The sequence below is a fragment of the Nostoc cf. commune SO-36 genome (assembly GCF_023734775.1).
GTDB lineage: Bacteria > Cyanobacteriota > Cyanobacteriia > Cyanobacteriales > Nostocaceae > Nostoc > Nostoc commune_A.
In genome coordinates this window covers 3,831,931-3,855,743 of sequence record NZ_AP025732.1, presented here as the reverse complement: position 1 = coordinate 3,855,743, position 23,813 = coordinate 3,831,931, and the positions used below count along the sequence as shown (strand labels likewise).

22 protein-coding genes and 1 CRISPR repeat array are annotated in these 23,813 nt (G+C 40.7%); of the genes, 5 read left to right on the top strand and 17 right to left on the bottom strand.

Translation table 11 applies throughout. The features are described 5' to 3' along the window. Positions 1–526: 526 nt before the first annotated feature. Positions 527–1,468, top strand: a complete 942-nt coding sequence (locus ANSO36C_RS17310) for an N-acetylmuramoyl-L-alanine amidase (protein ID WP_251955545.1) — start codon at positions 527–529, stop codon at positions 1,466–1,468. Positions 1,469–1,700: 232 nt separating this feature from the next. On the opposite strand, the gene ANSO36C_RS17305 is transcribed toward ANSO36C_RS17310, so the two are convergent. After that, complete coding sequence (locus ANSO36C_RS17305) at positions 1,701–2,231, bottom strand: hypothetical protein (protein WP_251955544.1); 531 nt, start codon at positions 2,229–2,231, stop codon at positions 1,701–1,703. A gap of 77 nt (positions 2,232–2,308) precedes the next feature. Here ANSO36C_RS17305 and ANSO36C_RS17300 point away from each other — a divergent pair, with 77 nt between their 5' ends. Together ANSO36C_RS17300 and ANSO36C_RS17295 are read left to right on the top strand one after the other, a co-directional pair. Beyond that, positions 2,309–2,530: a hypothetical protein gene (locus tag ANSO36C_RS17300; RefSeq protein ID WP_251955543.1), complete on the top strand. Its 222-nt coding sequence runs from the start codon at positions 2,309–2,311 to the stop codon at positions 2,528–2,530. A 217-nt stretch (positions 2,531–2,747) separates the two neighbouring features. Further along, on the top strand, positions 2,748–4,349 hold the full coding sequence (locus ANSO36C_RS17295) for a B12-binding domain-containing radical SAM protein (RefSeq protein ID WP_251955542.1): 1,602 nt from the start codon (positions 2,748–2,750) through the stop codon (positions 4,347–4,349). 221 nt (positions 4,350–4,570) lie between these two features. Continuing rightward, positions 4,571–5,335: a CRISPR direct-repeat array (repeat unit 37 nt; unit sequence CTTTCAATCCCTAATAGGGATTTTGATAAATTGTAAT). A 268-nt stretch (positions 5,336–5,603) separates the two neighbouring features. Here the strand turns inward: ANSO36C_RS17295 and cas2 are convergent. From cas2 to ANSO36C_RS17235, 12 genes are all read right to left on the bottom strand, one after another. Then, entirely contained in the window at positions 5,604–5,891 is a 288-nt protein-coding gene (cas2, locus tag ANSO36C_RS17290; protein WP_251955541.1) for a CRISPR-associated endonuclease Cas2, read from the bottom strand. A 32-nt stretch (positions 5,892–5,923) separates the two neighbouring features. Beyond that, entirely contained in the window at positions 5,924–6,928 is a 1,005-nt protein-coding gene (cas1d, locus tag ANSO36C_RS17285; protein ID WP_251955540.1) for a type I-D CRISPR-associated endonuclease Cas1d, read from the bottom strand. Between the two features lie 59 nt (positions 6,929–6,987). Then, positions 6,988–7,581 (bottom strand): CRISPR-associated protein Cas4, encoded by a 594-nt coding sequence (cas4, locus tag ANSO36C_RS17280; RefSeq protein ID WP_251955539.1) that lies wholly within the window; start codon positions 7,579–7,581, stop codon positions 6,988–6,990. Between the two features lie 31 nt (positions 7,582–7,612). Then, positions 7,613–8,449 carry a CRISPR-associated endoribonuclease Cas6 gene (cas6, locus tag ANSO36C_RS17275; RefSeq protein ID WP_251955538.1) on the bottom strand — a complete coding sequence of 279 codons (837 nt, stop codon included), beginning with the start codon at positions 8,447–8,449 and terminating at the stop codon, positions 7,613–7,615. After that, positions 8,439–9,059 carry a 2OG-Fe(II) oxygenase gene (locus ANSO36C_RS17270; protein ID WP_251955537.1) on the bottom strand — a complete coding sequence of 207 codons (621 nt, stop codon included), beginning with the start codon at positions 9,057–9,059 and terminating at the stop codon, positions 8,439–8,441. Before ANSO36C_RS17270 ends, cas6 begins: the two co-directional genes overlap by 11 nt. Positions 9,060–9,135: 76 nt before the next feature. After that, positions 9,136–11,418 (bottom strand): type I-D CRISPR-associated helicase Cas3', encoded by a 2,283-nt coding sequence (gene cas3 / locus ANSO36C_RS17265; protein ID WP_251955536.1) that lies wholly within the window; start codon positions 11,416–11,418, stop codon positions 9,136–9,138. Beyond that, on the bottom strand, positions 11,411–12,169 hold the full coding sequence (cas5d, locus tag ANSO36C_RS17260; RefSeq protein ID WP_251955535.1) for a type I-D CRISPR-associated protein Cas5/Csc1: 759 nt from the start codon (positions 12,167–12,169) through the stop codon (positions 11,411–11,413). The genes cas3 and cas5d overlap by 8 nt, the downstream gene beginning before the upstream one ends. Before the next feature lie 2 nt (positions 12,170–12,171). Continuing rightward, positions 12,172–13,206, bottom strand: coding sequence for a type I-D CRISPR-associated protein Cas7/Csc2 (cas7d, locus tag ANSO36C_RS17255; RefSeq protein ID WP_251955534.1), 1,035 nt, complete (start codon positions 13,204–13,206; stop codon positions 12,172–12,174). A gap of 17 nt (positions 13,207–13,223) precedes the next feature. After that, on the bottom strand, positions 13,224–15,554 hold the full coding sequence (locus ANSO36C_RS17250) for a CRISPR-associated protein Csc3 (protein WP_251955533.1): 2,331 nt from the start codon (positions 15,552–15,554) through the stop codon (positions 13,224–13,226). Then, positions 15,478–15,966 (bottom strand): hypothetical protein, encoded by a 489-nt coding sequence (locus ANSO36C_RS17245; RefSeq protein WP_251955532.1) that lies wholly within the window; start codon positions 15,964–15,966, stop codon positions 15,478–15,480. Before ANSO36C_RS17245 ends, ANSO36C_RS17250 begins: the two co-directional genes overlap by 77 nt. Before the next feature lie 111 nt (positions 15,967–16,077). Further along, complete coding sequence (locus ANSO36C_RS17240; protein WP_251955531.1) at positions 16,078–16,437, bottom strand: DUF5615 family PIN-like protein; 360 nt, start codon at positions 16,435–16,437, stop codon at positions 16,078–16,080. Then, positions 16,434–16,685, bottom strand: a complete 252-nt coding sequence (locus ANSO36C_RS17235; protein WP_251955530.1) for a DUF433 domain-containing protein — start codon at positions 16,683–16,685, stop codon at positions 16,434–16,436. Before ANSO36C_RS17235 ends, ANSO36C_RS17240 begins: the two co-directional genes overlap by 4 nt. A 742-nt stretch (positions 16,686–17,427) precedes the next feature. On the opposite strand from ANSO36C_RS17235, the gene ANSO36C_RS17225 reads away from it, so the two are divergent. Beyond that, positions 17,428–18,297 (top strand): helix-turn-helix transcriptional regulator, encoded by an 870-nt coding sequence (locus tag ANSO36C_RS17225; RefSeq protein ID WP_251955529.1) that lies wholly within the window; start codon positions 17,428–17,430, stop codon positions 18,295–18,297. 351 nt (positions 18,298–18,648) lie between these two features. Here the strand turns inward: ANSO36C_RS17225 and ANSO36C_RS17220 are convergent, their stop codons facing one another. The 3 genes from ANSO36C_RS17220 to ANSO36C_RS17210 all read right to left on the bottom strand — a co-directional run bounded on the left by ANSO36C_RS17220 (position 18,649) and on the right by ANSO36C_RS17210 (position 21,692). Next, positions 18,649–19,287 carry a histidine phosphatase family protein gene (locus ANSO36C_RS17220; RefSeq protein WP_251955528.1) on the bottom strand — a complete coding sequence of 213 codons (639 nt, stop codon included), beginning with the start codon at positions 19,285–19,287 and terminating at the stop codon, positions 18,649–18,651. Between the two features lie 126 nt (positions 19,288–19,413). Next, positions 19,414–20,277 carry a fructosamine kinase family protein gene (locus tag ANSO36C_RS17215; protein WP_251955527.1) on the bottom strand — a complete coding sequence of 288 codons (864 nt, stop codon included), beginning with the start codon at positions 20,275–20,277 and terminating at the stop codon, positions 19,414–19,416. 134 nt (positions 20,278–20,411) lie between these two features. Continuing rightward, on the bottom strand, positions 20,412–21,692 hold the full coding sequence (locus ANSO36C_RS17210) for a M16 family metallopeptidase (RefSeq protein ID WP_251955526.1): 1,281 nt from the start codon (positions 21,690–21,692) through the stop codon (positions 20,412–20,414). Positions 21,693–22,092: 400 nt separating this feature from the next. Between ANSO36C_RS17210 and crtD the strand changes: the two genes are divergently transcribed. Next, a complete protein-coding gene (crtD, locus tag ANSO36C_RS17205; protein ID WP_251955525.1) occupies positions 22,093–23,619 on the top strand; it encodes a C-3',4' desaturase CrtD in 1,527 nt (508 codons plus the stop codon). On the opposite strand, the gene ANSO36C_RS17200 is transcribed toward crtD, so the two are convergent. After that, on the bottom strand, positions 23,606–23,773 hold the full coding sequence (locus tag ANSO36C_RS17200; RefSeq protein ID WP_251955524.1) for a hypothetical protein: 168 nt from the start codon (positions 23,771–23,773) through the stop codon (positions 23,606–23,608). The genes crtD and ANSO36C_RS17200 overlap by 14 nt on opposite strands. Positions 23,774–23,813 lie beyond the last annotated feature (40 nt).

Here is a 23,813-nt window from a genome sequence, read left to right as displayed (position 1 = left end):
TCTTGAGCAGTTTATCTGATAAATCTCGCACAGGTGTCTAGATGCGAACGCGTATTTATTAATACTGTAAAGCATTATGTGATCAGATACTTAGGGCTAACAGGAATGTTAAAAGGCAAGTCTGTAAAGGGTTTACGGCTTTATAGGCGCACTTTTTATCAAGCAGTGCTTTTGACTTGGGCATTAAAATAAGTACATTTGTCATAGCTTTCTACTTTTACAAAGCGCTATTATCTGAATAATCCGGTTAATTGCTGCATTGAAAATTATTGCAACAATCACCTGGTTCTTCCCAATTTTGATAAATTATGATTGTTATGGTTTTTTGTTACAATCTACCTGATTTTACCAGTTAAAATTTGCTTACAAAGTTCGCAAAAAAACTTATTTTCTTTACCAGTGTACTAATGGTTAAGATAATGTGATTCTTGCTAACAATCACTAAAGAAATTTATTAACAAAACTTTTTTCTAAAAATTAAAGAGTTTTGAAGCAGTATCAAAATAAGTAAATTGAGGATTAAATCATGAAGTTTGGAATTGATAGCGGGCATAATTGTCCACCAGATACAGGAGCTAGGGGCATTAAAGTTGAGGATAATTTAACTCTAGATGTAGGTAATAGAGTTATAGCCAAGTTAAGAGCTTTAGGAAATGAAGTCGTAGTATGTAAACCAAGTAGTGCTAGTACAGTCCGTGACTCACTCTCAAAAAGATGTTCTACAGCGAATGCTAGTAGAGTAGATATTTTTGTTTCAATTCATTTTAATGCTTTTAACAGACAAGCTAATGGCACAGAAGTATTTGCAACTAGCGATACAGGTAGGAAAATTGCTAAACCTGTATTAGATGAAATCATCAAGTTAGGATTTTTTAATCGCGGCGTTAAGAGTGGTTCCCACTTGTATGTTCTAAAAAATACAGATATGCCTGCTATCTTGATAGAATGTTGCTTCATCGATTCACAAAAAGATATGAATCTTTTTAATCCGGAAACAATGGCTAATGCGATCGTCAAAGGCTTAACGGGTAAATTGCCAAGTGCCCCTGTTAGCCCCGTACAAGATGAAGAAGATAATGCAGATGCCACTATTCTGAGACTGCAAAAATCCTTAAATCGACTCAAAATAACTGATAGAAATGGTAGGGCGTTAGTAGAAGATGGCTTCACCGGGGCTAATACAAAATCTGCCGTAGAAAAATTTCAGACTATTGTCGGAGTTCAATCGACTGGAATTGCTAACCAAGCTACATGGAATGCCATAAATCTAATTTTGGCAAAACGAATTATTAGACCAAACCATGCTGGTGGTGCAGTTGTTAGATACTTGCAATACCGTTTAGGTGTTGATAATGATGGAGTTTACGGCCCACAAACAGAGGTTGTAGTTAAGAACTTTCAAAAGCAAAATGGTTTAGATGCCGATGGCATTATCGGGCCTGCTAGCTGGCAGAAATTAATTGGTTAGGCTGATAGGGATTAGGGATTAGGGAAGGGAGCAGGGGAGAAGATACCAAAAAAGGCAGAGGGCAGAAGGCAAGAGGCTGAGTTGGAATGCTTTCTGCCCTCTGCCGACGCTCGCGGACTCGCTCTAAGCGAAGCATCCCGAAGGGTATACGCTGCGCTATCCTGCCTCCTGCCTTCTTGAAACTCTTCAAGTCTGCCTCTTTTCAATTCTCAATTCCCAATCTCTTTGACATCTACTTATTAACTGGAATAATTTCAAACTCGAAAGTACTGATCAAACGGTCATCAATATAGACCTGTATTCTATGTTTACCAATAGGATCTCCAGGAGTGATCGTCCAAAAATTCTCAATCACACCCTCTGGAGCCGACTGTGTGCGCCGTGTTATGGATGTCATGCCGTCTGCTGACATTGAGAAGTTTTCACCGTTATCTGTACTCCAAGTTTCTGGAGGTTTTGGTAAACGCAAGACTTCGCGCCATTTCACTTCACCTTGGTAATCTTTGAGTTTGATTCGCCATCCGTAGACATTTCCTTCCTGAAGTGGCACTCTCGTAGTCTGGAAAATGGTAACGTTTCCTTTGGAGTCAACTCTCTTCAGCCCAAACTCGCTGTTACTGACAGTAATCTGTTTTGCATTCGTTAGCCCAGGAGATAAGATGGGATTTTCTACCAAAACAGCAGTGGCGTTGATTGCCTCAGAACCTATAACTTCAGATATTAGCCAAAAAGAAGCTAGCACAGCAGTAGTCCAAATTCTCATTAGTATGGTTTTCCTGTCAGACTTTTGGTACTTATTCAAGTAATCTGCCATGTTTTCCGGGTCAAGGTTAGGTATGGTTGGACAAAGGCGAAAGGGAGCAGGGGGAGCAGGGGGAGCAGGGGAGTAAAGAGAACGTTTTAGTAATTTTTACTACCGAAATAGTCATGAATACATTTATTTTTTCTCTCGTTCTGCCTGTCCTGCTTACCCATCTTGCAAAATCGCATTGTTTCCAAGATAAAATTGCTTTTAGAAATTTGATGGATTTAATCAAACTGCTAACTTTAGGTAACATCTAATCTAAAATCAGTAAATCATAGTCTTTGCCAAAGGCAAACTATTGTGTCATTTTTCCATCTGCGTAGGCGTAGCCCGCCGTAAGCATCGCATCTTCATCAGTCATAGTAGAGTTATACAGCAACTGGATACAGAAGCTCCTCTAATGTGTTATCACGACTGCTTTAGTTTGACACCAACTCATTCAGCAGCAAACATCAAGGGTTATAAGCATCAAATATGAACGTTTTACTTCTATACCCCCGTTTTCCAAAAAGTTTTTGGTCTTTTGAAAAAACACTGGCTTTATTAGACCGTAAAGCAATGCTACCGCCTTTAGGCTTGGTAACTGTAGCCGCGATATTACCTCAAGAATGGGAATATAAGCTAGTAGATCGAAATGTTCGTGTCTGTACGGAAGCAGAATGGGCTTGGGCAGATTTGGTTATTATGTCGGCGATGATTGTGCAAAAAGAGGATTTGCTCTCTCAGATATTGGAAGCAAAACACAGAGGTAAGCAAGTTGCTGTAGGTGGCCCCTTCCCGACAGCGCTACCGAATGAGATGACATCCGCCGGAGCAGACTACTTGATATTAGACGAAGGGGAAATCACCCTACCCTTATTTGTAGCAGCGATTGCACGGGGCGATCGCACAGGCATCTTTCGCTCTGACGGTGAAAAACCAGATGTAACTAATACTCCGATTCCTCGCTTTGACTTGCTAGAGTTTGAAGCTTATGCGGAGATGTCGGTGCAATTTTCCCGTGGATGCCCCTTTCAGTGTGAATTTTGCGACATTATTGTGCTATACGGTCGTAAACCCCGCACCAAAAACCCAGAACAATTATTAGCAGAACTAGATTATCTGTATAAACTGGGTTGGCGACGCAGTATTTTTATGGTGGATGACAACTTCATCGGCAACAAGCGGAATGTCAAATTATTTTTGAAGTCCCTTCTACCTTGGATGGTGGAACATAACTATCCCTTTTCTTTTGCTACAGAGGCTTCAGTTGATTTAGCCCAAGATCAAGAACTGATGGATTTGATGGTGGCGTGTAATTTTGGAGCCGTTTTTCTGGGAATCGAAACCCCCGACGAAGAAAGTCTCACTTTCACACAGAAGTACCAGAATACCAGAGATTCACTCAGTGACGCGGTGAATAGAATTACCCGCTCAGGGTTGCGAGTCATGGCAGGGTTTATCATTGGGTTTGATGGCGAGAAAGTAGGAGCCGGGGCACGAATTGTCAAGTTTGTCGAGCAAACAGCAATTCCCACGGCCTTATTTAGTATGCTGCAAGCGCTTCCAGATACAGCCCTCTGGCATAGATTAGAAAAAGAAGGACGACTCCGTAATAAATCTGCCAACATCAACCAAACCACGTTGATGAACTTTGTCCCAACTCGACCATTAGAAGATATTGCTCGTGAATATGTGCAGGCGTTCTGTGATTTGTATGAGCCAGAGCGGTTTTTGGAGCGTACCTACAGACACTTCCGGCTTTTGGGCGAAGCAACCTATCCGAAAAAAGGCAAAGCTGCCAAGAAACCATTGAATTGGAAAGTACTCCGAGCGTTTCTGATTATTTGTTGGCGGCAGGGTGTACTTCGTCAGACGCGCTGGCAATTCTGGCCTAACTTGTGGAGTATGTATCAGCATAATCCGGGTGGGGTGAGTAGCTACTTAGCTGTTTGTGCCCAAATTGAGCATTTCTTGGAGTATCGCCAAATTGTCCGGGATGAAATTGAAGCTCAAGTGGCTGATTTTCTAGAAGCAGAAGCTAGGATAAAACCGGAAGCAGAGGTGATGGAAGTATTAGGAAGCTTAAAAAAATAACTTATAGCACTTAGAGTAAAGGTTTAAGACCTCCACTGAACAGAGTTCAGTGGCTCCTGCTTCCTGCCTTTCTATAGCAGGGGATAAGAGATTTCCAAGAAATAAATTATCCAAATAAACGAACCACAGAGACGCAGAGAACACAGAGAGAGAAGAAATAGAAAGAATTTTTGCGTCAGTTTTGGGATATTTTTTTATTTGGAAGTCTCTAATCATTAGACATCGCCGACCCTAATAGGGGTTTTGATAAATTGTAATAAACAAGCGATCGCAGATACTTTTGGTCAAGCTGCGTTTCAATCCCTAATAGGGATTTTGATAAATTGTAATTTTACCGAGAATTCTATTGAGTTCCCACTTAATGTAACTTTCAATCCCTAATAGGGATTTTGATAAATTGTAATAAGGGACATACTCCAGTAGCTAGCCTTCTCCTGAAGCCTTTCAATCCCTAATAGGGATTTTGATAAATTGTAATATTATCCTTGGCAATCGTGTCGGAGCGACTGGAAAATTACTTTCAATCCCTAATAGGGATTTTGATAAATTGTAATTAACTAGTTGCCAAGTTCATATATTTGGTTACTTCTTTCAATCCCTAATAGGGATTTTGATAAATTGTAATAAGGACTAGTCCACTTGTTAGCTAGCAAATAATCCCTTTCAATCCCTAATAGGGATTTTGATAAATTGTAATAATCTTAGAAAAACTCGGTGTAAGATGGAGCGATAACTTTCAATCCCTAATAGGGATTTTGATAAATTGTAATGAAATAGGAACTTTCGGAACAGAAATACGAATAACTTTCAATCCCTAATAGGGATTTTGATAAATTGTAATCTGATGATTGCAGTTTCATTTACGACGAAATAACACTTTCAATCCCTAATAGGGATTTTGATAAATTGTAATTATTGTCAACACAAGTTTTTAAGCATACACTACAATCTTTCAATCCCTAATAGGGATTTTGATAAATTGTAATAGCGGGAGCCTGAAACCCAAGCTATATTTAGTTTTCAAGGTGCGGTTGCGCGATTCAAGGGCAATCATAGCATTAGAGAATCTGTTTGAAAAGAGCGCCAGGAAAATTTAAAGGCTGAAATCGAATTTTGATAAACATTTCAGAGATTGCGCGGATGAGGATTAGGCGACTAATAGGTTGAAAGCCTTGCTGGATTTGGGATAGAAGTATTTTTTTAGGGCTGGGGAATTTGTACACCTACCCTTCCGCGCATTTGAAATGCAGAAACCTAGCCAGAAGGAGACTCAGCAAAGAAAATTGTTTCGTCTCGTGGCTGTTCTCCGCCAATACGTTCGACTTTTCGCTGACAACAGCCACAGAGAAAATAAAAGCGAACGCTGTCTGTGTCGGGTTTTATTAATTTAGCTAAACGCGATCGCAGTTTAGCATACTGAGTGGGAGTGATATCGCACTCAAACACACTCAGTTGCATCCATTGTCCGTAAGACTTGAGAATGGAATGGATTTTAGTTCGACGCTTATCTTCTGGAATGTCGTAGCTGACAACAATATACATGGAGGGAATGGGGAATGGTGAAAAATTATAAGTTATTTGAGAACTAAAGGGGGATATTTATCGATTTCGTTCATTAGGTATTTACTTAATAACCTCGCCTGAATTTCAAAGGATTTTTGATAGGTGCATTTGGTTCCCATAACTGGATGTTTGAACTCTGATTGTTTCTTTTGTTCGTAGGCGCGGAGAAATGTATGCAGTCCTTCTTTAGTTAAAGACACAGCACCACTGAGCGGTTCGGTGGTAAAATCAGTTAGGGTTAGCGATCGCTTGTTAATCAGCGACAACACAACAGCATCCACTATCAAAGGACGAAATTCTTCCATCAAGTCTAAGGCTAGGGAAGGTCTACCATAACGTTCAACGTGTAAGTATCCTAGATAAGGATCGAAGCCAACAATATTTAAAGCACTTTGCACATCATGGCGCAGCAATGAATACCCAAAACTCAGTAGGGCATTAACCGGATCGGTTGGTGGGCGGCGGCGTCTGGCTTCAAATCGAAATTCTGAGGTTTTGATTAGCTGTTGAAAGCAACCAAAATAGGCTGCACTACCAGCACCTTCTAAGCCTCTGAGAGAATCAATACTGCTAGTTTTTTCGATTGGTGCGATCGCGTTTTCTAATCGAGTGATGTTATTATTCAGGTCAGTATCAGGATGTTCTCGCTGAGTGCGAAGTAAGCTATGGCGGTAATTTTTCAATTTACCCCGCACAAATCCTCTAACTAAATGTATTGCTGGTTCTGATTCTCCTATAGCTTGCCATTGGGCTTTCCGAACAAAAATATTTTTGGTAACTTCTGGTTCTAAACGTCCTAAATATCGTCCGCTTTGTGTGAGAAATGTTAAACAGATGTGACGATCTAAAAGTTCACTGACGACGGCGGGAGAAATAGTAGCCCGTCCTAGTACTACAATCCCTTCTAGTTTAATTAAAGGGATATCCATGATAGTTTTTTGTTCAGCTTTGACGGTGAGACGTTCATCAACTTTGCCGATAAAAGCATCGGCTTGTGTTACGTAAAGTGTTCCCATTTTTGATTTTTCCTAAAAATAATTGGTGTTTGGGCGAATTCTATTTGTCAGGGTATGATTTAACTTACTTCTTGATAAGTTTTGACTTTATTAGTGGCTTTGGGCAAACATTGCGAATAAAGACTACATCCTTGGCAGCGTTTGCTGTAAACTGGTTTTGGCATGGCTCCTGTTTCTAGGAGATTTGTGACAGATTCAATAGTTGCGATCGCACTTTGGCGTAACTCTGCATTAATCTCTACCAATTGCCGTTGATGGGAGTGGGCATAATAAATATATCCAGTGTTAACAGGTTGTCCTGTCATCTCTTCTAAACATAAAGCTTTGGCGCAAACTTGCAACTCATCGTTATCCCATTCGCCCTTACGTCCCCGTTTATATTCCACTGGGTAAATTTCACCTGATTCTGCTTCAATTAAATCAGATTTACCGATGAGTTTGTATTGCTCAGACTTCAGCCAAATTGCTCTAATTTGCCAAGTTTCTCCGCGCTGTACATCGCCTGTAGTGTGGACGCGATCGTGTAAAGTTGTACCTTCAATTGTGTATTGATTATCGGTAAACTCCCCTGCACAAAACATCCGCCAACAGCGATGCGCACAATAGGCATATTGATTCAATGCCGCAATTGAAATATATTCGGTTTGGTTCATAACTTAAGTGGTTTTTAAATGATGTTTGAAATTATGGAGAATACAGCCGTCGCATCATCCCCATACCCATCGTTGTTTTTCTTCCGACACCAGTATATAAAGCAAAGTCAGCTAAAGCGTTAATTTGCTTAATTTGGATTGGTTCAATTGCTCCTAAAATCTTATAGGTAACTTCGCCAAGGATGCCAATAAATTTGCTGCGAGAATCAGCTAATATTTCTGTGTGAATATTGACAAATGAGGGAAAGATTGATTCAATTGCAATCTGAGTAAATTCTATGCCACTGTATTTATTCCACCGCGAAAGTAGGGAATTGAAAACAGATTCTCTGGTAGGAAGAGTAGTATCATACTGTCCTTGACGGAAGGCGGTAGGTGTGGAAAAGCTAAGGTTAATGGAAGAATTGCGATCGCTAGCTTCTTCGTATAATTGAGCATAAGTATTGGCATTCGCCCAAGGTTGAATAGATTGGGGTGTGCCTTGAATGCTGGTAATATACAAGTCAGCCGGGCCAAGATGCCAAGGGCGATTGGGATTAAGATTTAGCCAGAGTTGGGTAAGTTTGCCAAATAGAGTGTCATCTAATAAAGAGATGCGCCACCAACAAGGAGTTCCGGCGGGAATGGGTTGTTGATGTGAGTATTGCAATTTAGATCCCCCCCTACCCCCCTTCAAAAGGGGGGAGTTAGTTTGGAGGGGAGAAAGGGTGAAAGCTTTATCTGCGGTGGAATCGTGCAAGCGATCGCCTAATGTGCTATCTACAGAACTAACGAGGGTTAAAAATAAGGCGTGGAGATGTCTACCTGTGAGATACTGTGGTGGAATAGGCGATTGAGGTAGCAAATTCAACACTAAACTATGAGGCATACTTTCTCTTTTTGGTTGTAGACTGAGTGATTCTTGACTCTACAGTGAACTCAGGGATTTCCTGGAGTTCAGTTTCACTCAAACTATACTGTTCACAAACGAGACTTAGGCGATTTCCTGGGGTTTTGACAGCGTTAACCGAATGGGTTAAATCACCTTGAAAATAAACTAAAGTATTGAATTGGGGCTTAATTTGCCCAAGTTGGCGTTTGTGCGATCGCAATACCAGTTCTCCCCCTTCCATATCTGCTGGTACTCGTACATAAAGCACACTGACAACCGCAGGTGGTTCAATAGTTTTGGAGTAGGAACGCAAGGAGCGATCGATATGCGGATCGACGCGGGAGCCTTCCTTTAGCTGTAAAGGATTGAGGTAAAAAGCATTACAACTAGGCTGGAGAGCTAAATCGAGGTAAGGCTTGAAGTAGGGAAACTGCTGTTCTACTTTTGGTAATCCAGAACGTTGAAATACTACAGAAAATCCTTTGGTGGCGACAAAATCGCGGTTGAGGTTGTTGATAGCAAAGTAAGGACAAGCTTGGATTTCTCCCCACAAGTTGTTTAGGTAATCGCTGGGGAAGGCGTTGGTTTGTTGTTGATAGTGTTTCACGGTGGATGTGAGAGAAATCTACTTATAAATTGATGTTGAATCAATTCTCGCACTAATGGTGCGAGAATTTAATTACTTATCCCGCAATAAAAACCTCATCATCTGGAAGACGTAATTGTTTAAACTTCATTGCCATTGTTAAAATTCCTGACAAGCCTGTAAAGAATCTATATTCTTTCTCCATATCATTACAAACAATGGTTATTGGATAAGAAGTAATTCCTTGCTTGTTTAATTGGAAAATAACAGCAGCATTTGTTCTGGGGCAAATAATTACTCCTGGTAACAGATGTTTATTTAAAGCTTGTATTAGGGGTGTTGGTCGTATTGCCCCTCCAGTACTGCGGATAATTTGGCAATTTTTAAAAGCTGTAAGTTTATTCAGTTCTGTACTGATAAATTCTTGCCAATTATCATTATAACGCAATCGAAAACTCAATTCATAAGTTTCAGTAGCGCGACTGGTGACTTCAATATAATCACCATTTTGGATAAATTCGTAATAACGTAATAGATGAAAAGGATCTAGTTTTGTTTCCTCTGATTCATCTAGAATAAAACCATGAGGGTCACGAATGGAAAGACTTTCAAACAGATTAGAACGAAAACTAAATAAAGGTGCATAGCTTGTACTAAAAACTTCAGCAAATTCTTTTAATTCAGCTATTACATCATCATCTTGTTTAAGCAATGAGTTTACATATTCTTCTATAGTGGCTCGTCCCGCTTGTAAATCTGCCCAATCTTCACTAAAATTTGCTTTGATAAAAGTTTTAACAAAGGCTTGACCACCTTTGATATACTTCCAATGTTTTTTGATTTCTTTGGGAGTTTTTTTCGCAATAGCTTCAGCACCTCGTAAAAGTTTCATTCTGTAGCGATAATCATCCCAAGTTCTGTTTCCGTCAAAAATAGATTTTAGAGTATTGAACAAATCCAAAATCAATTTTTCCTCAGCTAAACCTTCAAGCATTTCTTCCAATTCCAACAAGGGACGGGCAATTTCTAGAAATGCTTCTGAACGCCAGTAAGCTTTTAAAAAAGGCTTATCTAAACAGGGAAGTGTTTCAAGTAAGTCTTTTAACGCTGTACGTCCCCCAGTCGTATCTAGAGAGCTTAAACCTTCTTCCCAAGCGTTAGCAGGTAAATAAGCAATAGCCTCTGAATCAATATTAGTTTCAGATTTACCTAAGACACGCCCTACTCTACCAATTCTCTGCCAAAATGCGGCGCGATCGCGTGCTGAAAAAATCAACCAATCTAAATTTTGTCGTTTCGGTTCAGGATATCTTTCAAAGTTAAATCCTACATCTACTGTGCTAGTAGCCAAAATGATTTTACATTGCATAGCCCTTTGTCTATCTTTTTTAGGTGCAGGGCCTGTAATACGTCCAATGTCATCACCAATTCCTTGCTGTCTTAACAAAGTTGATAGACAATTAATATTATCAAGAGAGTCAAGAATTACAGCACCATTTTCATCAGGTCTTTCTCGAAAACGTTGGACAACTTCTGCTGCTAACTCTGCTAACCACTCTTCTTTACTATCTGGTTTTGGTCTTAATTCCAGATTAACTGCTGTTTGTGACGGTAAAAGATTAGTATTACCTGCTTCTCCATCAATCCTTGCTATTTTCACACCAGCTTGTTTTAAATTCTGCAATGCTAATTCACAAGCTGGTTCTGGTGTAGCTGTCAGCAAAACTATCTTGCGTCCGTCCTGAAAAAAGCGAAAAACCTGAGAATAAGCAAGATAAAACAGCATTCCTACTAGCTGTTTAGCATCGTAAAGGTGAAATTCATCAAAAATGACTGTCGAAAATTTGGTGTAAAAACCAGCAGCAATATTGCCTCTATCGAGATTGTTATATGCAAAGAAAGTTGCATAGTAAAAAATATCAGGATTTGTTACCAAAAGAATTGGTATATTTGCCCCAACATCATCGAAAACTGTAGCGGGATTTCGCAAAACATTATATAGCTTTTCTCCTGAACGACGACCAACTTTATCGTCAGGCCAGCTTTTAATATCTTTAGCTGAGGCTGATTTCACAATATGAGGTAAATTAGCATCACGAACGAACTGTTTTGCTGCTTCTGTTTGCTGTTCAATTAAAGCATTAGTTGGAGCAATGTAAACAGCACTGTTATTCGGCTGATGTTTTAATACTGCTAATCCTGCTTTAGTTTTACCTGTGCCAGTTGGTGCTAAATCAAGGATAATGTCTGCATCTTGTGATTGTTCAAATACATCTAGTTGGTGTTGAAGTGCATTCTTTATGAAAGATATTTTATCTGGTGAAGCACAAGCTGAAATACTGCGGGGTTCTAATCTGATAACTATTTTTTGATTACTCATTGCTACTTTCTCTACCACAAAAATGTAATCCTGCTGGTACAATCATTTCTCCAACTTGCCAAGCAGCACCCCGAAAACGAAGGTTTTTAATGATGGGTGCAGGAGGGATAGAAATTAAATCGAATGCTAAAGCCTCTATTTGCTGTGGTAAATCAGCAGCATTTAGATAATGTTGGCTTTGATATTCACCTTCGGGTAGTAAAGTTACAGGAAATTCATTCAGCACATTCACCTTGACTTTACTCATGAACTTACCAAGGCGAATATAATTTGGTAATTGGTGATTTCCAAATACCAAAGTTTGAAATTTGTTTCTGCGTTCAATCATCCGCAGTCTTCCAGTTTGTGGAAAATTACTCGGTCTAAATGAACTTGGTTTTTTACCTTGGCGTTGTAATGGTAAATCTTCCCGCGCCGTAGCAACACGGTTATTAGTCATTGCATACCAGTAAGCATCACAAAGAGCATTGAAACGTTCAAATCTGAATGTTACTCTACCTACTGGTGAAGCTGGTAAGATATAAAAATCGTGCGCTATTGGTTGCAAATCTTCTTTGTAGGTTGGTCGTCCTGTAGCCTGACCTTGAAGGCGATAGGGGGAATTTACCTTACCTAAAGCATAGGTAAGAGCATAATTCCCAATTACCCCCTCAGTGTAATAGGTATCAGACAACTCCCTAGAGGCAAAAAAAACTGGTTCAAGACAGTATAATTCAACAAGTTTTGCCTGCTGAAAAGGAATTGTTGACATATTTAACTCTCTACTTCAACTGGTGTATTTTTTCCTTTACCCTTACCTTTGCCTTTGTTTTTTTCAGTTGCAACCTGACGGAAGGGTTCATAAGATTGGGTTAAACGCTTGAGAAAATTATCACGTTCAACTTCTGACCAATTAGTTTCTACATCAGTCAGTAAATTTGCTAATTCTTCTTCAGATAGCTGCACAGAAACCCCTCTCTTATTTTTCCAGTTAGCAATTACTTGTTTGCTGGCTGTAATTAATTGATTAATATTCAAAGGGTGTTCTAAAGGCTTACCTAAGACATCATAAGTAGCTTGTACAAGTTCCAGAGAACTAGGAAGTTCGGTAATACTGCCAAATACACCTAATATCTCGTTTTCCATGCGTCCAACACGACTGGAAACTGCACCGTAACGACTTGTGAAAAGAATGTTACCAACGATATAGCGCAGTTCATCAGCAGTTACATCTTTTAGGGTGACGACATCCAGAAAATGCACTCCTGGTTTGATGTATTCACTGGTATTCAAGGCTGTTGAGGCATTACCTTTTTCATCGCGCATTGTGCCATTTTCGTAGATGGCATTTATGGTGCGATCGCCTACAACATCACTAGCAGGTAAAATACTAAAAGCATCTTCAGTCCAAATGCGACTTTTTTGAGCGCCACCACCACCAGCCGCGAAGCCGTAAAGGAAACAATCTGCACACATTTCACAAGGTGCATTAGTATTTAAAGAACAAAGAGCGCCATCTTTAGGGTTAGTGTATAAAAGCTCATGCGCTCTTAAATGTTCTCGTCCATAGCGTCTTTCTGGTGCTACTTGTTTACGTTTAGTCATTACCAAGCGTTGAATTATAGCTTTTTGATTTTCACCCTCTAAACCAGCTTGAACAAATTCGCTACACATTGGCTCACCTGAACCCTCTGTACGAAAGATAGTTTCAGAATGAGTTGTGCGTAAAACAACTAAAGTGATAAAACGTCCTTTAGGGAAGTTCTCATAAGTTGTTGCTAGTACAGAGGAAAGTTTTGAAATGGACATGATAAACTCCTAATTATTTAAACAGTTGCAGTTGTTTCGACAGATTCATCTTCAGATTGGACTTTAAGCTGTTTACGTGCTTCTTCAAGGAAAAATAAATAAGCAGCTTCTAAAGTTTTTTGGTCAGACAAAAACTTTTCAGGACGTGCTGAATAAACCTCCTCATATAGCTTTCGTAATACCTCGTAATAACGTTTAACTTGTTCCAACTTTGTCGCACCTACGCGATGCTCCCGGATACGGTCTAAACGAGTATGATATTGCTGTGTTAAAGCGGCAAAAATTACATCCAAACCCAAATAAGACTTTTGAGAACGAATGGCAGCAATAAAAGCTGTAAACGGTTCGGCTTGAGCAGTTCGTTTAAAAGAACTTCCCCAAATTTTGCCTTCTGCCGCAAGTTGAGCAGCTTCTTTGAGATACTTAGTTAATAACGAGTTATCATCCGGCATAAGGTTCTCCAACAAAATATTTAACGGTTCACAAATACGACTCCAAATAACACTCAAATTCGGTTCGTCTTGTTCTCGCAGAGTCCAACGTAGCAAGACATAATAAAGTTCAATTGGTCTGACACAAGCACGAGCCAAATCATACAAACAATCATCAGCTTTCTGAATACTTGCAACAGATGTTGCTAGTTTGCCAATGCAACGTAGCCGCTCAAGAATTCTTTCTGCACTTAGAGTCTCTCTATCTTCCTTAATTTCTTCTTTCTTAAAACGTTTATACTGACCACTTCCAAGTAGACGTATAAGTGCAGATGGAATTCCTTCTACTCTTCCAAAAATCCTATCGTCAACTTTATTAGTTGATATTTCTACCTCTAAGTTTCCACTGAGAGTAAAAGGAAAGCCAATATCTAAAGACAAGGAAATCTCTAAAGCAAGTCTTAGTGATTTTAGCAAAGCTAAAGAATTATTAACATCTCCCCAAAGTAAAGGAACAATGACAGATGTATGAACAAAATCAGGACGCTTTGGTAATGCTAAACCGACTACTTTATTAGCTTTAAATTCAAGCTGGTTATCTTTATATAATTTCAATTCATCAACTGTGACAGTACCACCTTCAGCATTTGTCGCTGCAAGTTGTTTTAAAAGTTCACGCCAAATTCTCAACAGTTCTGGAGCCGAACCTTTAGGTAATGCTAAGTGCAAATAAAGCGGGTCTTGTTTTTTAACAGCAGGAAAGTTTGCCCCAACTGCCATTAATTGGTAGGCTAAAGCTGCAATTGAATCTGCTTGTCTTTTAGGTTCAGCACTGATACCACCCGGTAAGCGGTTAGAAAAAGCTTGTACTTTTGTACCAGGAGGCATATTATCTGAAATTAGCTCATCTATATCAGTGGAAGTAGAACCTAAAGAGCATCTTTGTCTGGGATTTGCTTCTACATAAGCATTTAAATCATTCGCTCCATTTAAGCGAATAGCAAAAGGTAAATTTACCATTCTGCTAACGGCTGCAATCATTTCTTCAGATACTTCTGTTTCTTCAGATATCTGTGTACTTTCCTTCCTTAGTTGAAAAGATTCTTTTAGAGCTTCTTTAATACCCTCAAGTCCTTTAACAGCAGCCTTAGCAGCAAATAAAGGTCGCCCATATTGACCATTAAACGGCTCAATTGCAGTACGCTGAAGTTCAGATATACCCGTATGATGAGCGATTTTATCCCAAACTTCTTTAGGGCTTAATCCGGCTTCTCTATAACTGAGGTAAGCTGCCTTTAAACCCTCAGATATAGCAAATTCTTCTGCATTACTTACAGGTAATAACTGAAGTTCAGCCGCCTTTATTAGTGCGTCTGCACCAGCCCCTTCCCCCCACTTAGTTACATCTTTAGCAATCTTTTCTGATTTATAACCAGCTTTTTTCCTTTCTAAAAGAGCCTCAACATTTATCAATACTTCCTCAATATTTTGTTGGATGGCTTGATGAGTAACTTTAATACCATCCTTCGTAGCTCTGACAAGTCTTTCGATATTATTTCCAAAAACTTGGTCAATTTTAATTTGCCAAACAACAGCTATTTCTTTTGTCAAATCAACATTTGGTAAGGCTTCCCCTTCAAAAAGTTCGCCATCAGGGAAAATTGCTAAAGGATTTAACCCATACTTTTGTAAAACTTCTTCGCAAGCACCCAGCAATAGGGCTGTAATATAGCCTTTATCCTCAGATATGCGTATTCTAAAAAGGTTACAGCTTCGTCCAATAGCAACGGTTAATTCTTTTTCCAGTTTGCGAAAACGTTGTACATCTGGAATTCCTAAATCAAATAAAATCCGCAGCTGTAAGCATCGCCGCCCATCGTTCAATATTTGGGTCTTCTGGTAAAAACCTTGAACCATCGCTGACGTTATGACCTGAATGGCGCTCAATTAGCTTTCTGACTAACTCCAAATCATCTTCTGAGACGACAAAGGTAAGTACACAAGCTTTTTCAAGTTGTTCTCGTAAAAATTCCTGGTTTCTAGCTAAGGTTTTGACTTTTCGTTCTTGGGGATCTAATTTATTCAGGTCATGTACAGCAGTTGCGGCTAGTAGCAAAGGTCTTTTATTTTCTGGGACTTCTGCTATTCGGCTGACTGTCAAAATGAACTGACACGCCGAATCGAGATGTTCTGCAAGGGTTGTACCCGTTCTCACGCCAGTTTGATGACGATGTGCATGGTTTTCGTAAAGCTGGGGGCGAATTTCAGTGAAATAAATCTCCTCCAAGGTTTTAGGAGGAGCATTTAAAAGCCGACTGCGCTTAATCATATTCAAAGATATAGATTTAATACCAAACTCAGTCTCACAAAGTGGTCAACAAACACCATAGTCTGTCTTAATTTATTGCGTCACTAGTACGAGTTTTTACTGAATGAATTTTCAAGCCCTATTTTCAGGTGGGCGAATTCTGACTCTATCTAATTCAGCAGTTACAATTGCACCAGAGAATAATTCGTCTCCGTAAAGCTGAAGTACCCGCAAACAAACTATTGATTGTTCTTTGGTTGAGAGATTAACTAAGCGCAAGATACCACAGTGAGGATTTCCCCGCAGAATTGCTAACTCTCCAAAATCTTTATCAAGGGTGACTAAAATCCTACCTTCACGATAGGCGGTTGCTAAAATTTCCTCGTCACCTGGATCTTTTGGCCAATCTCCAGACCAAACTACATCATACCCGGCCGTTTGTAAATCGGTACGCACCCTAGCATTAATGCAAGTATCTAGTAGTATTTTCACCGTGGGGATTCTATCAATAAAGGTTCAATTCGTTCATGACCAACTAACCTTCGTGCATAGATTAAACAGGCTTGTACATCTTCCCGTTCTAACCAGGGATAAGCTTCTAGCAAAGTTTCAATAGTATCTCCTGCTGCTAACATTCCTAAAATATGTTCAACAGCTAGGCGACGACCTCGAATTATCGGTTTACCACCAAATATTTGAGGGTTAAATGTGATTCTTTCTAGTAATGTTTGTTCGTTCATGGTTTATACTATGACCTCTAATACAAGGTTTACCGAAACAAATATTGGAGTCAAGGGAAATTCTGGACAGCAAACGATCATCGGTCATGGTCGAAGCTTATTGTGCTTAATCATATAATGCTAAATGCTACCTAGATTTAGTTCTCAAAGTCGTTATAACTTATGATTTCGCCTTCGTCATTAGTTACGGGTTGACATTTCATATCTGCAATTACCCTCCTCAATCGAAGGATTTCGCATTGATACTTGTCAATCAGAACCAGACATTCAGCAATCTTGTGAGCGATATATTCCACTGAGTAGTCATGACCTATGACCTCTTGCAGGTTGAACGAAATCTACCTGCTCCTAGTATAGGCATATTGTTTGTCTAGTGGCATATAAACATTGATTTTATTTTCCCGAACCTCTAGTTTGGGGTCATATTGGGTTATATTTATTTGTGACCTCAAATATCTTCACAATCCCTATCAGGGATTGAAAATAGTGACATATATACATAGGGGTCAGTTTTTTTTGCAAACAAATCCCTATCAGGGTTGGTCAGCCAGAGTTACTCTCTGGCTTTTTTAATGTCTCGCTGACAACCGCATTGCTAGAGCATCAAAGCAATGTGGTTACACTTTCCCTTAATGAACGTAATTATTTGCATCTGTCCATGCACTTGAAGTTAATATCCTGATTTACAATTACAAATAGAAGTATGGCACAAGTAAATCAAAAGTGCAAGTACATTTTATAAATGCCGAGAAAAAAAGAAACGATTACACTGTCAATTCCGCCAGGAACCAAGGAACAACTAGAAGCGATCGCTCGCCAACTCAATATAACTTGGGGCAAAGAACCCAGTATTTCGGGGTTAATAGTAGCGATCGCACAACAATCTGTAGAGGTCGGAAAGCCTTTCACCCTTGACTCAAACCAAGTTAACGCTTTACACAAAGCTATCAAAGCCCTGAGTGATGCAGGTCAGATAGGGGAAGCTCAAACTGTACTTACACTTTTGTTAGAGCGTAGTAATCTTGAAGCTCCCTTGCGTCAATCGCTGATGAAACAACTGAGTCAACCTGCTCCTGCATGGCGAATTCAAATTGAAGAGTTAATCAAGAGACAACAGCCTTTCTACCTTGTTTATCAAAACTCTCAAGGTGATGAACTAGCATATACAGTTCGCTATGCTGAAGTTCGTTTCTTTGAGAGACGTTTTTACTTAATGATTTGGTGTGAAGAAACTCAAGACGTAGAAAACGATATTCCTGATTTACCAGAACTATGGCACAATCGGTGCTTGCGTCTAGACCGCATCGAATCAATGGCAACTATACCCGCCAGTGGAAATTGGCGTGGAGAACTAGGTTATCTAGAAGTGTACTTGCATTTTCGCCAAGGCTTAGTTAAAGCCTATCAACCTAAAGAAGATGACATTAAAGATGAAGTTATTGGAGATGTGCGCCAAGTCGTGCGGAGAGTAGTTAATGATTTTTGGTTGATTCGAGAAGTATCGCGGTATTGGGAAGATTGCGTGATTGTATCACCTGAGAATGTGCGCGATCGCCTCAAACAAAAACTCCTCACTCTATGCCAGTTATACGATATCGAAACCAGGAGTTAAGTCTTGACGAGGAGAGGGAAGCGGAAAAACTGAAGGGGAGTAAAATTCAAAGCCTCTCTCCCATTAGGCTACGGTGTACACACAAGTCGTGAAATTCCACCTGACACTTGGTTTCGTCCTCTAGCAGTAGGATTGTGTGATCGCTCCGTTATCACTGCGCTCGTAATGACAATTTAAGGGGACTATAACGCCTGAAACCCTTTCAGATAGTACTTGTGTGTACACCGTAGCCTTGGAAAGGGGAGGGTTAGGGTGGGGTAATTCGATAACTTGTGTGTACACCGTAGCCCATTAGGAGAGAGGAATGGAAGTGAGGTCACACTGTATTGCACCCAAACGAGAACCGCTATATTATGTTCCCGGACGAGAGCGAATACGATCGGGTATATGATGGCGATCGCCTAATATTTCTAACAAAGGGCCATTAACGTCAAATTTAACCATACTTACCGACGCGACCAAAATATTCACCCGATAGCGATAGCGTCCCAAATCAATTCCTAGTAAACTGCAAAGCATAATCCGAATCGTGGCTTTATGAGAAACTACTAAAACATTACCTTGGGGATGTTTTTCTTGAATTTCAGCAATTACAGGCATAGAACGGTTAGCAATATCTACCGCAGTTTCTCCACCTTTGGGTGCATTCCAAGCGGGTTCTGTCACCCATTTTAGATAGTTTTCTGCGTAATTCTCTTGGGCAAAGGATTTACTCTTAGTTTCCCATTCGCCGTAACTACCTTCTCTAAGTCCGTCACGCAACTGCATATCCATACCGATAGCATCACAAAATGGCTTGGCAGTTGCAATTGCGCGCTTCATAGGGCTAACATAAACACCCTCCCACTTCAATTGTTGATAAGCATCGGCAAAAGCGGATGCCATCTCCATCCCTTCAGAAGTCAACTCCGCATCAGTTTCACCGCAGAAATTACCACTTTGACTAAAGGTAGTTTCTCCATGTCGCAGTAAATATAAATTAAGTGTCATAGCTTGTATGCGATTAGGATAAAAGAGTTTGTGCAAACATAAAGTACCATTAATCTCGAAATCGAGTCTGTGACACCAGGACAAAGTAATCTACCAAAAAAGTCAATCAACCACAATCCGCATCCCTTATCGTAAAATCTGGTCAATCATCCTATTGGCTTGCGAATCGTAACTACCCCCAAATAAATTGAAGTGATTCAAAATGTGATACAGATTATAGAGCGTTTTTCTTTGCTCATAGCCTGCATCTAACGGAAACACCTCGTTGTAACCCGTATAAAATGCTGCGGGGAAACCACCAAATAATTCGGTCATGGCGATATCAACTTCTCTATCTGCAAAATAAGTTGCTGGATCAAATATCACTGGTTCTCCCGATGCAGTACACCCAGCATTTCCACCCCATAAATCGCCGTGTACTAAGGAAGGTTGTACCTGATGATTTGCCAATAGTTCCGGGATAGCTGCCAGTAACTTATCTTGTTTGGGAAAATTACCTCCCCGTCGCCTTGCCAACTGAAATTGATAACCCAGGCGATGTTTAATATAAAATTCTGTCCAGTCTGCTGTCCAAGTATTGATTTGCGGCGTGGAACCAATGGTATTGTTAATTTTCCAACCAAAACCTTGACTGCTGCTAGCTTTATGAATTGCCGCTAACTTGCGTCCCATTTCTAACCACGAATTGCTGTTACCGCTACCAAGTTCCAACCATTCCAGGACGATGTAGCTAGAATTATCAGCAGTACCCCAGCAAATTGGTTTGGGAACGCGAATACTAGCTGTTGCGATCATTTGCTCTAAACCCAACGCCTCAGCTTCAAACATTGCAACTTGGGATGCAAGATTTTGTTTGACGAAGTAGGTTATCTCACCATTAGAGACAGCATAACCTTGGTTGATGCACCCGCCACCAACCGATCGCCGTTGCTGACTCTGGAATTTTTCGCCAGTCACCTGGCTAATATGGGCATCGATTTGAGTCCACATGATTAAATTGGGGAGTGGGGGATGAGGGATGAGGGATGAGGGAGCAGGGGGAGCAGGGGAGGCAGGGGAGGAATAATTAATTATTGATTAATTACCAATGCCCAATGCCCCATGCCCTATTCCCAATTTTTAATTTACGGCTTGACAAAAACTACACCATAAGCGCTAGGAGATAGATATTCTTTGGCTGCTTGCATCAAGTCTGTTGCATCTTGGCTCTGAATGATTCCAGGGTAGTTAAAGGCGGGTTCCAAATCTCCCACCAAAGACTGATAATAACCATACAACCCAGAGCGATCGCTTGGTGTTTCGTTACCAAATATAAATCTGTTAGCTACTCGCTGCCGGATACGGGCAATTTCTGATTCTGTTACCAACTCTGTTTGTAGTTTACCAATGTGTTGAGCGATCGCATCCTCTACAACTGCTAAATTTTCCACTGCACATTTAGCTGAAATATAAAATATTCCTTGCAGCTCATTGCTCATGTTGCTCACAGAAATTGAAGAAACTAATCCCCGTTCTTCTCGTAAATCTCTCACTAATCTTGATGTCCGTCCGTGTCCCAAAATTCCGGCTAAGACATCCAATCCATAGGTGCGATCTAACTGCGTCATTCCTGGAACTCGCCAAACCATCACTAGCCTTGCTTGTTGCAGACTTTCATCGATAAATTCTCGACGAACAATTTCTGTAAATGGTGATTCAGCATTTAGTGGAGAGTGAGGAATGGGAAGTGGGGAGTGCTGAGTTTTAATGGCTTTTGCAAATCCTTCCGCAACAGTTGCAATTAATTCTTCTACGGGTAAATTGCCCACAGCTACAGCAGTAATTGACTGGGGTTGATACCAATTAGCATGAAAATCTCGCATCTGCTGGGGTTTAAGTCCGGCTATCACCGATTCTGGCCCCAATACCGCACGGCGATAGGGTAGCTGATCAAAGGCTGTCTCCATCGCCCGCCGATATGTACGTCGTTGGGGATTATCTTCTGAACGCCTAATTTCTTCTAAAACTACTAATCGCTCACGTTCAAAGGCATCATCAGGAATACTCGCATTTGATACTACATCTATTTGTAATGGCGCAAGCTCGGCAAAATCTTTGGGTGCAGTAGTTATATAGTAATGAGTATAGTCTTGGCTTGTAGCGGCATTGGTAACAGCACCCCGCTCTTCAATTCGACGTTCAAATTCGCCACTAGCCAGTTGTTCTGTTCCTTTAAAAATCATGTGTTCTAAAAAGTGAGCCATACCGTTAATGGCATCAGATTCTACAGCAGAGCCAACTTTTATCCATAAGTTGAGGTTTACGGCTTCAACTGGCATTTGCTCGGCAATGATTGTCAAACCATTGGGCAACTGGTGCAGTGTCGGAGCATTGAGACTAGTAAGTTTCCGCAGGGTTGAGGTCATTGCTACTTGTGTCTGAGGAGCGATATTACTCCTTTATCTTATCTGCCGCTTAAAATAAGCACTGCGATCGCACCACGAAGTGACGCAAAGAAGACTTTGGGTTAAATCTGACTTTTCACGGCATCTGGAAAACCTCTCTCTAAATCTCTCTCCTAGAAGGAGAGAGACTTTGAATTTTCCCCCTTCCCGCGACGAGTTGGGGGTTAGGTTTTTGGTGGACTTTTCCACATACGTGAAAAGTCAGGGGTTAAATAACGAACCGCAGAGGCACAGAGAACACAGAGACAAAGACTTTCATCAAGAAATTTTGCTTGGTCGAGTAGTAGTGATGAAGCTATTAATCTGGATAAGGCTGTAAAATTATGAATAGCAATATTAAGAATTATAAAGATAAATATCAATGTCCAGCATTTCTGTTGACAAAAGTAAATCTCGTGTAGTGGTTATTGGTGCAGGAATAGGTGGACTGACTGCTGGAGCATTATTAGCTCATAGAGGTTACAGTGTCTTAATTTTGGATCAAGCACTTGTACCAGGTGGCTGTGCTTCGACGTTTAAACGCCAGGGATTTACCTTTGATGTGGGAGCAACTCAGGTGGCGGGGTTGGAACCAGGGGGAATTCACCACCGCATTTTCTCAGAATTGGACATAGATTTACCGGAAGCAACGCCTTGTGACCCTGCTTGTGCAGTGTATTTACCTGGGGAAAGTACACCGATTAATGTTTGGCGTGACAAAGAGAAATGGCAAGCGGAACGACAAAAACAGTTTCCTGGTAGCGAAGCATTTTGGCAATTGATGGCAACTTTGTTTGATGCCAGTTGGGAATTTCAAGGACGCGACCCGGTACTACCGCCGCGTAATTTATGGGATTTGTGGCAGCTAGCGCAAGCGGTGCGTCCGAGTACATTAATTACTGTACCCTTCACTTTGTTTACGGTAGGAGATGCTTTACGGTTATGTGGACTGGGAAATGACCAACGATTGAGAACTTTTTTAGATTTGCAACTGAAGCTATACTCCCAGGTGGATGCAGAACAGACAGCATTACTTTATGCAGCAACGGCGTTGAGTGTATCCCAACTCCCCCAAGGATTGTTTCACCTCCAGGGAAGTATGCAAGTGTTGAGCGATCGCTTGGTACAATCCTTAGAAAGAGATGGCGGCAAATTGTTGATGCGTCACACTGTAGAAGAAATCAAAGTAGAAAACGGCAAAGCTACTGCTGTAGTTATTAGAAATCAGAAAACTGGCGAAGTCTGGACAGAAGCTGCCGACCACATAGTTAGCAATGTTACCGTGCAAAACTTGGTGCAGTTATTGGGACAAGCGCCATCTGGATATAAAAATCGGGTGGAAAAACTACCCCAAGCATCGGGCGCGTTTGTGGTGTATTTGGGTGTAGATGCCAGCGCGATTCCGCCTGAATGCCCTCCCCACCTGCAATTTTTGTATGATATCAATGGCCCCATTGGCGAGAATAATTCCCTATTTGTTTCTGTGAGTCATCCTGGAGACGGCCGCGCACCGGAAGGGAAAGCGACAATTATTGCTTCTTCATTTGTCGATCCTGCACAGTGGTGGGAGACTGAAGATTATGAAGGACTAAAAGAAAAGTTTACCCTGCAAGCGATCGCTCGTCTTGCTCAATACTTCTATCTCAAACCAGAAACGATTATTCATCAAGAAGCCGCAACACCGCGCACCTTTGCCCATTTCACAGCCCGCGATCGCGGTATAGTAGGTGGCATAGGTCAAAGGATTCCTACCTTTGGCCCCTTTGGGTTTGCCAATCGTACACCAATCCAGCATTTATGGTTAGTTGGTGATTCCACCCATCCCGGCGAAGGTACTGCTGGGGTGAGTTATTCGGCGCTGACGGTAGTCAGGCAAATTCAGGCGCAAAAACTTATTAACTACCAATAATTGAAAGGCGTTGCTGATTCCATGTATGAAAATGATTTTGCATAATACCAAAATCCTTGTAGAGACGTAGCAGTGCTACGTCTCTACATCTAGATTCATACTTCAATTCAGCAACGCCAATTAAAAAGTCTTCATTCCTTAGCAAGCAAGTCATACTTATAACCGATGGCAAACAGGACACAAAACTGATGAAA